11 protein-coding genes and 1 riboswitch are annotated in these 12,359 nt (G+C 72.0%); of the genes, 7 read left to right on the forward strand and 4 right to left on the reverse strand.

Features of this window, described 5'->3' with window-relative positions; all coding sequences use genetic code 11:
* Positions 1-20: 20 nt before the first annotated feature.
* Together ACFVVO_RS00670 and fahA are read right to left on the reverse strand one after the other, a co-directional pair.
* Positions 21-959 carry a M56 family metallopeptidase gene (locus ACFVVO_RS00670; protein ID WP_390050816.1) on the reverse strand — a complete coding sequence of 313 codons (939 nt, stop codon included), beginning with the start codon at positions 957-959 and terminating at the stop codon, positions 21-23.
* A 207-nt stretch (positions 960-1,166) separates the two neighbouring features.
* Positions 1,167-2,384 carry a fumarylacetoacetase gene (fahA, locus tag ACFVVO_RS00675; protein WP_390050817.1) on the reverse strand — a complete coding sequence of 406 codons (1,218 nt, stop codon included), beginning with the start codon at positions 2,382-2,384 and terminating at the stop codon, positions 1,167-1,169.
* A 258-nt stretch (positions 2,385-2,642) separates the two neighbouring features.
* Here fahA and ACFVVO_RS00680 point away from each other — a divergent pair, with 258 nt between their 5' ends.
* The 3 genes from ACFVVO_RS00680 (at position 2,643) to ACFVVO_RS00690 (ending at position 6,038) form a co-directional block, all read left to right on the forward strand.
* The gene (locus ACFVVO_RS00680; RefSeq protein ID WP_390051537.1) at positions 2,643-3,893 is read left to right on the forward strand and encodes an ATP-grasp domain-containing protein; all 1,251 of its coding nucleotides are present in this window, start codon (positions 2,643-2,645) and stop codon (positions 3,891-3,893) included.
* A 44-nt stretch (positions 3,894-3,937) separates the two neighbouring features.
* The gene (locus tag ACFVVO_RS00685) at positions 3,938-5,140 is read left to right on the forward strand and encodes an FAD-dependent oxidoreductase (protein ID WP_390050818.1); all 1,203 of its coding nucleotides are present in this window, start codon (positions 3,938-3,940) and stop codon (positions 5,138-5,140) included.
* 85 nt (positions 5,141-5,225) lie between these two features.
* Entirely contained in the window at positions 5,226-6,038 is an 813-nt protein-coding gene (locus ACFVVO_RS00690; RefSeq protein WP_390050819.1) for an HAD family hydrolase, read from the forward strand.
* A 35-nt stretch (positions 6,039-6,073) separates the two neighbouring features.
* Here ACFVVO_RS00690 and ACFVVO_RS00695 read toward each other — a convergent pair whose 3' ends face one another.
* Positions 6,074-6,553: a transglycosylase SLT domain-containing protein gene (locus ACFVVO_RS00695; RefSeq protein ID WP_390050820.1), complete on the reverse strand. Its 480-nt coding sequence runs from the start codon at positions 6,551-6,553 to the stop codon at positions 6,074-6,076.
* 5 nt (positions 6,554-6,558) lie between these two features.
* Positions 6,559-6,743, reverse strand: a riboswitch (cyclic di-AMP (ydaO/yuaA leader).
* Positions 6,744-7,277: 534 nt separating this feature from the next.
* On the opposite strand from ACFVVO_RS00695, the gene ACFVVO_RS00700 reads away from it, so the two are divergent.
* The 4 genes from ACFVVO_RS00700 to ACFVVO_RS00715 all read left to right on the forward strand — a co-directional run bounded on the left by ACFVVO_RS00700 (position 7,278) and on the right by ACFVVO_RS00715 (position 11,639).
* A complete protein-coding gene (locus tag ACFVVO_RS00700; RefSeq protein ID WP_390050821.1) occupies positions 7,278-8,288 on the forward strand; it encodes a polyprenyl synthetase family protein in 1,011 nt (336 codons plus the stop codon).
* Positions 8,289-8,534: 246 nt separating this feature from the next.
* A complete protein-coding gene (locus ACFVVO_RS00705; protein WP_390050822.1) occupies positions 8,535-9,740 on the forward strand; it encodes an outer membrane lipoprotein carrier protein LolA in 1,206 nt (401 codons plus the stop codon).
* A gap of 56 nt (positions 9,741-9,796) precedes the next feature.
* Positions 9,797-10,771: an ABC transporter ATP-binding protein gene (locus tag ACFVVO_RS00710; protein ID WP_390050823.1), complete on the forward strand. Its 975-nt coding sequence runs from the start codon at positions 9,797-9,799 to the stop codon at positions 10,769-10,771.
* Positions 10,758-11,639 carry an ABC transporter permease gene (locus ACFVVO_RS00715; protein WP_390050824.1) on the forward strand — a complete coding sequence of 294 codons (882 nt, stop codon included), beginning with the start codon at positions 10,758-10,760 and terminating at the stop codon, positions 11,637-11,639. Before ACFVVO_RS00710 ends, ACFVVO_RS00715 begins: the two co-directional genes overlap by 14 nt.
* 56 nt (positions 11,640-11,695) lie before the next feature.
* On the opposite strand, the gene ACFVVO_RS00720 is transcribed toward ACFVVO_RS00715, so the two are convergent.
* Positions 11,696-12,283, reverse strand: a complete 588-nt coding sequence (locus tag ACFVVO_RS00720) for a flavodoxin family protein (protein ID WP_390050825.1) — start codon at positions 12,281-12,283, stop codon at positions 11,696-11,698.
* Between the last annotated feature and the right edge of the window lie 76 nt (positions 12,284-12,359).

A 12,359-nucleotide genomic window follows, 5' to 3' on the forward strand; every position in this document is an offset into this window, starting at 1 on the left:
GGCGGAGGCCGGCAGGACTGTCAGGACAGCGCCGTCAGCCCCGGGGCGAACGTGATGAGCAGCGGCAGCAACGGCACCAGCGCGGCCACCGTGGTGGTCAGCGCCCGGTGCCGGCGGAGCAGCCGCGGCGGGGGTTCCAGGAGTCGGTCCACGCGTTCACCGAGGAGCCGGTGGCTGGAGGCGCAGGACAGAACGCCGCGGTGCTGGTTCAGCTCGATCAGGGCGAGCGCGGTGGTGAGGTGGCCGCAGCGGCGGGAGGCGGTGTCGTCGGCGGCCAGTTCGACCAGACGGTGCGTCTGGTCGCAGAAGTGGGCGAAGAGCGGAACGCCCGGGAAGCCCGTGGCGAGCGCGGTGGACAGGTGGAGCAGCCAGTCGTGGTGGGCGCGGGCGTGGCCGCGCTCGTGGGTCAGGACGGCGTCCAGCTGACGGCCGGTGAGGCGGCGCAGCGCCCCGGTGGTGACGACCAGCTGGGGCGGGTGCCCGGGCATCCACCAGGCGTCCGGGTACTCGTCCTCCAGCACCAGCATCGGGCCGCGCGCCGCCGGCAGCCCCGCGGGCAGATCGGGCGCGCGTTCGCGCAGGTGCGCCCGGGCCTGGCCGCGGCGCCTGCGGACCTCGGCGATTTCCCGGGCGAGCATCGCCGTCGTCCAGGCGGCCCCGCAGGCCGGCAGCAGGGTGAGGGCCACGGCCCAGACCGGTGCGGTGGACAGGTCGTAGGCGGCGGTGACGGCAGGCGGCGCCGGGGCGAACACATGGTCGCGGACGGTGTGGAAGACGGCTGCCGCGCCCAGCACCAGCGCGGTCAGGCAGCACAGCAGGACCGTGGCGACCAGGCACTGCCACGCCCACAGGGCGACCACGGGCTCCCGTTCGGGCCAGTCGGCCCGGGTCAGCGCGCGCGGTGCCGGTACGGCGGCCGTCAGGGCGACGACGCTCAGCAGGAGCAGGCAGACCGTCATGCCGGGGCTCCGGTTCGTGGTCGGAGAGATGCGGGTGTCGGGTGGTGCCGGGGACGTGCCGAGGGCCCGTCGGGTGATGCCGTGGCCCCGCCAGTATGACGGGGACACGGGGCGTGAGTCAGGTGTCCGGCGGGGATAGCCCCCGTCAAGGTGAGTTCGCCCCGCCTTTCCGGACACCCGGTCGCGCCGCCACCTGCCGGCAGCGCCTCAGCGCGACACGATCCGCCCGCTGACCTCCCCCAGCCCGACCCGGCCGCCGTCCGGCCCCGGCGCCCAGGCCGACAGGGTCACCACGTCCCCGTCCTCCAGGAACGCGCGCTTGCCGTCGGGGAGTTCGAGCGGGTCGCGGCCGTTCCAGGTCAGCTCGAGCAGCGAGCCGCGCTGGCGCTCCGCCGGGCCGCTCACCGTGCCCGAGCCGTACAGGTCGCCGGTGCGCAGCGAGGCGCCGTTCACCGTCATGTGGGCGAGCTGCTGGGCGGCGGTCCAGTACATGGTGGAGAACGGCGGCTCGGACACCGTGTGACCGTTGATCGCGACGGAGATTCGCAGGTCGTAGCCGCCGGGTTCGATGCCGGGAGCGGCGTCGTCCAGGTAGGGCAGCAGGGGGTGCGTGCGCTCGGGGGGCGTCACGCGGGCGTGCTCCAGTGCTTCCAGCGGGGTGATCCACGCCGACACCGAGGTGGCGAAGGACTTGCCGAGGAAGGGGCCGAGCGGGACGTACTCCCAGGCCTGGATGTCACGCGCCGACCAGTCGTTGAGCAGGCAGAGACCGAAGACGTGCTCCTGGAAGTCGCCGAGCGCGACGGGCGTGCCCAGCTCGGAGGGCACGCCCACCACGAAGCCGACCTCGGCCTCGATGTCCAGCCGGATCGAGGGCCCGAAGACCGGTGCCGGGTCGCCGGGCCCCTTGCGCTGCCCGGACGGCCGGACGACGTCCGTGCCGGAGACGACCACCGTGCCGGAGCGGCCGTGGTACCCGATCGGCAGATGCTTCCAGTTGGGGGTCAGGGAGTCCTCGGCGTCCGGGCGGAAGATCTGGCCGACGTTCCGGGCGTGGTTCTCCGAGGCGTAGAAGTCGACGTAGTCCGCGACCTCGAAGGGCAGGTGCAGGGTCACCGACGACAAGTGATGGAACAGTGGTTCGATCGTCGACCGGTGTGAGGGGACCGTCACCCACGCCGTCAGCGCGCGCCGCACGTCCGACCAGGCCGTGCGACCGGCGGCCAGCAGCGGGTTGAGGGTGGCCTGCGCGAGCAGGGAGACGTACGGCGAACCGAGGGCGGCGGCCGCGGCGCCCGCGTCGAGGACGTGGTCACCGAGCCGGACACCGACCCTGCGCTCCGTGCTGCCGGAGGGTGAGAACACACCGTAGGGAAGGTTGTGCGGGCCGAAGGGGTCGCCCTCGGGGACGTCGAAGGGGGGCATGGGGTGCTGCCTCACTCTCATCCGGGCCATGCATGGCGATGCGTTCCATGTGATCGCGCCACACGTTACGGCCGGGACAGGTGTCTTGGGCAGTGCCGCAAGGGTTGTCCGCCCGATGTCTAAAGAGTTCGCAATGCCCGAATGGCCCTTGTCGGAGGTGGCAATTCCGGCTTAGCGTCCTTTGGGGGACACGGGCGGGGTGGGTCCGGTCCGTAGGGGGGACACGTGGGGGGACCCGTGGCCGAACACGCCGTCAGTGTGCCCGTCGAGGCGGACCGCGATGTGCCGGGCCTGATCGTCAAGTTCGGCGACTACCCGCTGCACCACGGCGGTGTCGGCGCGATCCGCAGCCTGGGCCGCCTGGGCGTTCCCATGTACGCCATCACCGAGGACGCCTACACTCCGGCGGCATCCTCCCGCTATCTCACCCGGGCGTTCGTCTGGCCGACGACCGGCGCCGAGGAGCCGGCCCACCTGATCGAGGGCCTGCAGCGCATCGGCCGCCGGATCGGCCGCCCGGCCGTCCTGATCCCGACGGACGAGGAGGCCGCCGTCCTGATCGCCGAGCATCAGGACGAACTGGCCGGCCCCTTCCTCTTCTCCCGTGTCGATCCCGCCCTGCCCCGCCGGCTCGCCAGCAAGCAGGGACTGCACGAACTGTGCGCGGAACACGGCGTCCCGAGCCCGCCGACCGCGTTCCCCCGGTCGTACGACGAGATCGTCGCCTTCGCCGACACGGCCCGCTTCCCGGTGGTGGCCAAGAACCGGGAGGCGTTCGTACGGCGCAGACGGCCCGCCGTCAACGGCACCACGAGGATCGCCGGCCGCGAGGCACTGCTCGCCCTCGCCCGCGACTGGGGCGAGCGGCCCGGCGTGATCCTCCAGGAGTACCTGCCGCGCGAGGAGGCGGAGGACTGGATCGTGCACGCCTGCTTCGACGCCGACTCCGTCCCGCTCGTCCTGTTCACCGGCGTCAAGGTCCGCTCCTGGCCGCCGCACGCCGGCATGACGGCGAACGCGTACGTCGTCGACAACCAGGAACTCGCCGACCTCGCCGCCCGTTTCATCAAGGAGATCGGCTTCAGCGGCGTCATCGACCTCGACCTGCGCTTCGACCGGCGCGACGGACAGTACAAACTCCTCGACTTCAACCCGCGTATGGGCGCCCAGTTCCGGCTCTTCGAGAGCGATTCGGGTGTCGACGTCGTACGCGCCATGCACCTGAACCTGACCGGCCGCCCCGTCCCGGACGGGGAACAGCGCGCCGGCCGCCGCTACATCGTGGAGAACATCGACCTGCCCGCCCTGCTCGCCTACCGCCGCAGCGGCTACACGACGCCGCACGCGCCGGCCAGGGCGAGCGAGACCGAGCTGGCCTGGTTCGCGGGTGACGACCCGCTGCCGTTCCTCACGATGCTCGCCCGCTTCGTGCGCCCGGGCGCGAAGCACCTCCATCAGCTGTGGCGGACCAGCCGCCGCGGCGCCGGTACCCCGCACACCACGAGGTAGGCAAGGCCACGAAGGTGGCGCACCGCGTCCTGGGGAGGGACTTCGTGATTCGACCGGTTGCAGTCATCGGGGCCGGGCCGTTCGGCCTGTCCACCGCCGCCCATCTGCGGGCGCGCGGCATCCCCGTCCGCGTCTTCGGCGACCCCATGGTGAGCTGGCGCGAGCACATGCCCGAGGGCATGCTCCTCAAGTCGACCCCGGTCGCCTCCAGCCTCGACTGTCCGCAACCCGGCCACACCCTCGCCGACTACTGCGACGCGGCCGGCGTGCGCCGGCTGGTCACCGACGAGGACATCATCCCGGTGGAGACCTTCGTCGCCTACGGCGAGTGGTTCCAGCAGCGGCTCGTCCCCGGCCTGGAGCGGGTCCGGGTGGTCTCCGTGGACCGCGGCGAGCACGGCGCCTTTGAACTCAAACTGGACTCGGGGGAGTCGTTCACCGCCCGCGCCGTCGTGGTGGCCACCGGCCTGTCCGGGCTGGCCCACCTCCCGCCGGAGCTGGCCGGCGCGGCCGGCGACGGGCCCGCGCCCACCTCCCCGGTCTCCCACAGCTCCCAGCACCACGACCTCGGCCGCTTCGCCGGGCAGGAGCTGATCGTCATCGGCGCCGGCCAGTCCGCCCTGGAGACCGCGGCCCTCGCGGCCGAAGCCGGCGCGCGGGTGCGCGTCGTCTCGCGCGGCCGCGGCCGGGTCGCGTTCGGTGCCCCGCCCTGGCGCCAGCCGAGGCTGCGCCCCGAGTCGCCGTTCGGCCGTGCCTGGTCGCTGTGGGCGCTCAGCCACTACGCCCAGCCGTACCGTTTCCTGCCCGCCCGGACCCGTCATCTCCTGGTCCGCAAGGTCCTCGGTCCGCTCGGCGCCTGGTGGCTGCGCGACCGCTTCGAGGGCAAGGTCCAGGTCCATGAGGTCGACCGGGTGCTGGGTGCAGAGGCCCCGGACGGCAGCCCGGTGCTCACCGTCCGCACCCACGACGGCCGCACCGAGCGGCTGGCCGCCGATCACGTCGTCGCGGCCACCGGCTACCGCGTGGACATCGCCGCGATGGACTTCCTCGGGCACGGACTGCGCACCAGCCTGGCGGTGAGCCGGGGCGCCCCGAGGCTCGGTGCCGGCCACGTCTCCTCCGCCCCCGGCCTGTACTTCACCGGTCTCCCGGCGGCGTCCTCCTACGGACCGGTGATGCGCTTCGTGTGCGGTACGGAGTTCGCCTCACCACGCCTGGTGAAGCACCTGGCCGCGGCCCACGGCTGAGACCCGGCTGACGTTCCTGGCCGGGACCCCAAGTACGCGAAGAACCGGGTGAGTCGGCGGGGCGTGCGGTCCGTATTCTCTGATCATGGCCGCACCTCCCGCATACGCACTGATCGCCACCGACCTGGACGGGACGCTGCTGCGCGGCGACGACACCGTCTCCGACCGGTCGCTCGCCGCGCTGGACCGGGTGGCGCGGGCCGGTGCCCGGCACCTGGTGGTGACAGGCCGACCGGCCCCCCGCGTGCGGCCGCTCCTGGCCGCCCTCGGCTGCACGGGGCTCGCGGTGTGCGGGCAGGGAGCGCAGGTCTACGACGCCGGCACCGGCCGTCTGCTGTGGTCGGTGCGGCTGGACCGGGAACTGGCGGAGACCGCGCTCGGCAAGATCGAGGCCGAGGCGGGGCAGGTCTTCGCGGCCGTCGACCAGGACGGCGTGGACGGGCTCACGCTGATCGAACCCGGGTATCTGATGCCCCACCCGACCCTGCCCGCGGTGCGGGTCGGCCGGCGCGACGACCTGTGGCGCGAGCCCATCAGCAAGGTGCTGCTGCGCCATCACGCGCTGTCGGACGACGAGTTGGCGGCGACCGCGCGCGCGGCGGTGGGCTCGCTGGCCACGGTCACCATGTCGGGGCCGGGCACGGTGGAACTCCAGCCGTGCGGGGTCACCAAGGCGACCGGGCTTGCGCTGGCCGCCGATCGTCTGGGGATCGCCGCCGAACAGGCCCTGGCCTTCGGCGACATGCCCAATGACATCCCCATGTTCGACTGGGCGGGCCGCGGTGTCGCCATGGCCAACGCCCACCCCGAACTCAAGGCGGTCGCGGACGAGGTCACGACGTCGAACGAGGACGACGGCGTCGCCGTCGTCCTCGAAGGACTGTTCCCGGCCTGCTGACCGGGAACTCGGTGGTGCTCCGCCGCGAATGCCGGTCAGTAGGCGCCGAAGACGTTGTCGATCGACCCGTAGCGAGCGGCCGCGTAGTTGCAGGCGGCGGTGATGTTCGCGACCGGGTCGTAGGGGTCGAACGCCGTTCCGGCCACGTGGTAGGTGTTGAAGGTCGGGTCGATCACCTGGAGCAGGCCCTTGGACGGGATGCCCTTGGCGGCGTTGGAGTCCCACAGGTTGATGGCGCGCGGGTTGCCCGAGGACTCACGGATGATGTTGCGGTGGATGCCGTTGTAGGTGCCCGGGATGTGCTTCTCCGCCATGATCGCGAGGGACTCGCGGATCCAGCCGTCGAGGTTGTTCGGGTACCCGGCGAGGGTGGTGCCGGTCGAGCCGGCGGAGTCGGCCGCGGAGGCGTTGGTCGCGCCGACGACCGGAAGGGCGAGCACGGCGGCGCCGGTACCGAGCACGGCGAGCTTGCGGACGAGGCGGCTGGTGCGGACGCGGCGGGGCTGAGCGGGCATGGCTGAGTTCCTCTCCGTCGCCTGCGAGGTGAGCTGTCGGGTTCGGGCGGGGAGGTGCCCGGCCGTGCCGCCCCCGAGGCGGCACGACTTAACCCCTTGCCGTTCCGGTGACGACACGTGTCGTCCGGTCCGGCGAACTTACCTGGGTCCCCCGCTCCTGCCGTACGAATGAGTTCGTCGATGGGTGAGGTCGGGCGGCGGCAGGATTCGGCGTTCCGCTCGACTGGCCGGGAACGTATGCGACAGCACATGTCCGGAACAAGTGTCGGATTCACGTAAAGGCCGAGTTGACCTTGTTCTGTTCCGTTTTGGGCGCTTGATCCTTTGCGACTGCCAACGCTCAACTGGCCGACGGGGCAAGGAGAAGCGGGTGGTGGCCGGGGCTGAGGGCCCGATCGGGGCGCGTGACCCAATTCACGAAATAGCAAACCATTCCAAATCAGACATGGGGGATTTGGTGGCGGCGGTGAATCGAGGGCGGAGTGCCCCGCGGGATGACGCGTGGCCGATTTGCTGCGTGTCATAAAAGGCGCATTAAGGCGCTTAATGTCCGTATTATCGGGTGGTCGGCGGTGTGCCGACCGTGGTCCGATGCCGTCCGTGCCGGACCGGTGGGCGCCCTCGGTGATCGAAACAGGACCGGATACGCTGACTTGAGTGAGGGCAGCGACCTATCGACAAACCGTGTAATCGCCAGCAGACACCAGCAGACAGGAGACCCCTCGTGACCGTCGTCGGGCCGTTCGGGCTGAGCGTGCGGGACCAGGCTCTGGAAGCCGATGTCCAGGCCGGATTGACGGCTGTCGAGGAAGGCTTGCTCGAGGCCACCAAGAGCGAGGTCCCGTTCATCACGGAGGCCGCGCAGCACCTCGTACGGGCCGGTGGGAAGCGGTTCCGGCCGCTCCTCGTGATGCTCGCGGCACAGTTCGGGGACCCGTACGCGCCCGGCATCGTGCCGTCGGCCGTGGTCGTGGAGCTGACCCACCTGGCCACGCTGTACCACGACGACGTCATGGACGAGGCGTCCGTGCGGCGCGGGGTGGACAGCGCCAACACGCGCTGGGGCAACTCCGTCGCGGTCCTCACCGGCGACTTCCTCTTCGCCCGCGCCTCCCAGATCCTCGCCGACCTCGGCCCCGAGGCGGTCCGGGTCCAGGCCCTCGCGTTCGAGCGGCTGGTCACCGGGCAGATCCTGGAGACCGCGGGCCCCTCGGACGGCCGTGACCCGGTCGAGCACTACCTGGACGTACTGGGCGGCAAGACCGGCTCCCTGGTGGCGGTGTCCTGCCGGTTCGGCGCGATGATGTCCGGCGCCGACGAGACGGTCGTCGACGTGCTCACCCAGTACGGCGAGCGGCTCGGGGTCGCCTTCCAGCTCGCGGACGACGTCCTGGACATCGCCTCCGACTCGCACGAGTCCGGCAAGACCCCGGGGACCGACCTGCGCGAGGGCATCCCGACGCTGCCCGTGCTCCGGCTGCGCGAGCGCGCGGCCCGCCTGGGGCTGCCCGAGGACATCGCCCTGTGCGAGCTGCTCGACTCCGACCTCGGCGACGACGCCCGGCTCGAGGAGGCGCTGACCGCGCTCCGCGCGCACCCCGCGCTGGAGCAGGCCCGCCGCGACACCGTCCGCTACGCCGAGGAGGCGCGCGCCGCGCTGGCCCCGCTGCCGGAGTGCGACTCCAAGGCGGCGCTGCTCGAACTGTGCGACGCGGTGGTGCACCGGGCCGGCTGAGCCCACCCTCCGCCGACCGAGGGCGGTGTCTCCCGCACGACCCCTACGGGTCGGGGGAGGCACCGCCCTCGGGTGTCATACCCCAGGCGTACACGGAGTTGGTGCCACGGTCTGACGCCTCCTCACGGCCGATTTGGTCATATGGAAACCACGGAAATCACCACTCCTCACCGATTCGGGTGAGAATGGCGGCTCAGGTGGACCAGTGTGGGGACAGCCGCCGCCGACGACGGAGGTAAGGCACAGATGGCACCGTACGAATCCGACGACGCAACGGGCGCCGCGCGTGACGAGGACCTGCCCACCGGACGCCGCAAGGCGGCCCGGTACGTGGTCCCGGTCGCGGTGGTGGGGGTCGCAGCGGCCACGATCGGGCTGGTCCCGGCGCTCGCCGACTCCGGTGACCCCGATCTGCCGAAGATCACCGCACAGCAGCTCATCGACAAGATCGCCAAGTCGGACGTGCAGCAGCTGTCCGGCACCGTGAAGGTCAGCACCGACCTCGGCCTGCCGGACCTCGGCGGCCTGGAGAGCGGACTTGCCTCCGGGGCGACCGGGGGCGGCGACGGGTCCTCCGCGGACCCGCGGTCCAAGCTCACCGAGCTGGTCTCCGGCACGCACACCCTGCGCGTGGCCACCGACGGCCCGGACCGGCAGAAGCTGTCGCTGCTGGAGAGCGGCTCCGAATACAGCCTCATCCACGACGGCAAGGACGTCTGGGGCTACGACAGCAAGAGCAACGAGGTCCACCACTCCGCCACCGCCGGCTCCGCCGGCCGGCATCGGGCGGAGCAGCCGCCGGCCACGCCGAAGGACTTCGCCGACGAGGCCCTGAAGGCGGTCGACGACACCACGTCCGTGACCGTCGACGGCACCGCGCAGGTCGCCGGACGCGACGCCTACAAGCTGCTGATCAAGCCCAGGCAGTCCGGCACCACGGTCGGCGCCATCAGCATCGCCGTGGACGCGAAGACGGGCATGCCGCTGAAGTTCACGCTCACCCCGAGGAGCGGCGGCGCCGCCGTGCTCGACGCGGGCTTCACCCAGGTCTCCTTCGCCAGGCCGGCCACCTCCACCTTCGACTTCACCCCGCCCAAGGGCGCGAAGGTCACCGAGGAGAAGGAGGGCGGCAAGGGCAAGGCGCCGGAGCACGCACCCAAGGGCGGTGAGGACCTCGCCAAGGGCCTCAGCGGGGCCACTGTGCTCGGCAAGGGCTGGACGTCGGTCGCCGGCTTCGACACCGGCAGCAAGGGCGGCGTGCCGTCCGGCGACCAGGGCGGTGCGCTCGGCGGCTTCCTCGGCTCGCTCGGCGACCAGGTCTCCGGCAAGTTCGGCAAGGGCACGGTGTTCTCCACCCGCCTGGTCAACGCCCTGATCACCGACGACGGCAAGGTGTACGCCGGCGCGGTGACCAAGGACGCGCTGGTGAAGGCGGCGAACGCGGGGAAGTAGTCCTCCCCGGGCAGTGGACGGGGCAGGAGCGGGCACGGGGAACCGAGGGGGAGCCGATGGACGAACCGTCCGCCACGGAGCGTGACCCGGGGGACGCGCGGCAGCACGTCATCGCCACGCGCGGCCTCACCAAGCGCTACCGCGGCGGACAGCTCGCCGTCGACGGTCTCGACCTGACCGTCCCGGTGGGCAGCGTCTTCGGCTTCCTCGGCCCGAACGGCTCCGGCAAGACCACCACCATCCGCATGCTGATGGGCCTGATCGAGCCGACCTCGGGCACTGCCCGCGTCCTGGGCCGGCCCATGCCCCGGTCCGCCCGCGCCGTCCTGCCGCGGGTCGGCGCGCTGATCGAGGGCCCGGCCCTGTACGGCTTCCTGTCCGGCCGGGACAACCTGCTGCGCTACGACGCCGCCGACCCGACGGCCGATCCGCGCACCCGGCGCGCCCGCGTCGCGGCCGCCCTGGACCGGGTGGGCCTGACGGCCGCGGCGGGCAAGAGGGCGAGGGCGTACTCGCTCGGCATGAAGCAGCGCCTGGGCCTGGCCGCCGCCCTGCTCCAGCCGCGCGGACTGCTCGTACTGGACGAGCCCACCAACGGACTCGACCCGCAGGGCATGCGGGAGATCCGCGCCCTGGTGAAGGAACTGGCGTCCGACGGCACGACCGTGTTCCTGTCCTCCCACCTCCTCGACGAGATCGAGCAGGTGTGCACGCACGCGGCGGTGATGGCGCAGGGCCGCCTGATCACCCAGGGCTCGGTCGCCGACCTGGCCGCCGGGGCGCGCGGCCGGCTGGCGGTGAGCACGCCGGATCCCGCCGAGGCGGCCCGGGTGCTGAAGGAGCAGGGCGTCGCGGACGTCGTCGCCGACGGCGACCGGGTGACCGGCGAGCCGCCCGAGCGGGACCTCGCGGAGCTGAACGCGGCCCTGGTCGCGGCGGGCGTCCGGGTGCGGGGCTTCACCCTCGAACGGGCCTCGCTCGAGGACGCGTTCGTGGCACTGACCGGGGAGGGCTTCGATGTCGCGGGCTGAGGCACTCAGGGCGCCGGCCGGGCGCCGGCCGAGTCCGCTGTGGACCTTCGGACTTCTGCGCAGCGAGCTGGTCACCACCCTGCGCCGCTGGCGCACGCTCGCGCTGCTCGCGGTGCTGGCTGCGGTGCCGGTGCTGGTCGGGATCGCGGTGCGGATCGAGACGCGGGGCGGTCCGAGGGCGGACGGCGGCGGCGAGGGGCCGGCGTTCATGGCCCAGATCACCAACAACGGCCTGTTCCTGGTGTTCACGGCGCTGGCCGCGACCCTGCCGTTCTTCCTGCCGATGGCGGTCGGTGTCGTCGCGGGCGACTCGATCGCCGGCGAGGCCGGTGCCGGCACCCTGCGCTATCTGCTGGTCGCCCCGGCCGGCCGCACCCGCCTGCTGCTCACCAAGTACGCGACGGTCATGGCCTTCTGTCTGCTGGCCACCCTGGTCGTGGCCGTGTCCGCGCTGACCGTCGGCGCGCTGCTGTTCCCGCTCGGAGACCTCACGACCATCTCCGGCACGAGCATCACCTTCGCCGAGGGCCTCGGCCGGGCGCTGCTGATCGCGCTGGTCGTCGCCGCCTCACTGGTCGGCATCGCGGCGCTCGGCCTGTTCGTGTCCACCCTGACCAACAGCGGTATCGCGGCGATGGCGACCACCGTGGGCCTGCTCATCACCGTCCAGATCCTGGACCAGATCCCCCAGTTGCACGCGCTGCGGCCGTACTTCTTCTCGCACTACTGGCTGTCCTTCGCCGACCTGATGCGCGACCCCGTCTACTGGGACGACCTGGTGAAGAACCTCGGTCTCCAGGCGCTGTACGCGGCCGTGTTCGGCTCGGCGGCCTGGGCGCGGTTCACGACGAAGGACATCGGCGTCTAGTGCTGTGGCCGGAAAGGCGAGCCGGTGAACCTTTCCGGTCGCGGCACCAGGTCGGCTCAGGCCTCCTGGTACGGGAAGCGGGCGAGGGGCGCTTCCCGCGCGAAGAACGTCTTCGCGCGCGTGAGCGCGGCGGTGTCCCTGGCCACGTCCCCGGGCGCGCTGCCGCTGCCGAGCAGCACACCGCCGAAGCGCATCCCCAGGTAGGCGGCCGAGTTGTTGAGCGTGCCGACGAGCGGGTCGGCGACCGACGGCTCCCGGTCCGCCCGGGCCGAGACGCCCCACAGGGTGCGCCCGGCCATCGTCGCCTTGAAGTCGATGCCCGGAATGCGCAGCCAGGCCGACCAGTGGTCCAGGTACCGCTTGGTGTGGCCGGAGACCGAGTACCAGTACAGCGGGGAGGCGATCACCAGGTCCGTGGCCGCGAGGGTGGCGTCCAGCAGCAGACCGGCCGGGGTCTCCCCGGCCGGCCGTACGTGGTCGGTGTCGTGCCGCAGGTCCGTGAAGTCGGGCAGCGGCTGGTCGATGAGACGGATCCAGTGCTGCTCGACGTCACCGGGGAGCTGTTCGGCGGCCGTACGGGCCAGCAGCTCGGTGTTGCCGTCGGGTCGGGCACTGCCCAGGACGAAGAGGAAGCGGCGGCTCATGGGTCCCCCGTAGTGGTTGATGTCGGACCGCGAATAAGGGCGTGTGCATTTTATGCACACGCAAGCACTCTGTTTC

The sequence above is a fragment of the Streptomyces sp. NPDC058145 genome (genome assembly GCF_042884245.1).
GTDB lineage: Bacteria > Actinomycetota > Actinomycetes > Streptomycetales > Streptomycetaceae > Streptomyces.

What these genes read in the sequence shown, in the direction of transcription:
- ACFVVO_RS00670 (WP_390050816.1), bottom strand. Translation starts at nt 959, where the DNA reads ATGACGGTCTGCCTGCTCCTGCTGAGCGTCGTCGCCCTGACGGCCGCC.
- fahA (WP_390050817.1), bottom strand. Translation starts at nt 2,384, where the DNA reads ATGCCCCCCTTCGACGTCCCCGAGGGCGACCCCTTCGGCCCGCACAAC.
- ACFVVO_RS00690 (WP_390050819.1), top strand. Translation starts at nt 5,226, where the DNA reads ATGGCCGCACCTCCCGCATACGCACTGATCGCCACCGACCTGGACGGG.
- ACFVVO_RS00695 (WP_390050820.1), bottom strand. Translation starts at nt 6,553, where the DNA reads ATGCCCGCTCAGCCCCGCCGCGTCCGCACCAGCCGCCTCGTCCGCAAG.
- ACFVVO_RS00705 (WP_390050822.1), top strand. Translation starts at nt 8,535, where the DNA reads ATGGCACCGTACGAATCCGACGACGCAACGGGCGCCGCGCGTGACGAG.
- ACFVVO_RS00710 (WP_390050823.1), top strand. Translation starts at nt 9,797, where the DNA reads ATGGACGAACCGTCCGCCACGGAGCGTGACCCGGGGGACGCGCGGCAG.
- ACFVVO_RS00715 (WP_390050824.1), top strand. Translation starts at nt 10,758, where the DNA reads ATGTCGCGGGCTGAGGCACTCAGGGCGCCGGCCGGGCGCCGGCCGAGT.
- ACFVVO_RS00720 (WP_390050825.1), bottom strand. Translation starts at nt 12,283, where the DNA reads ATGAGCCGCCGCTTCCTCTTCGTCCTGGGCAGTGCCCGACCCGACGGC.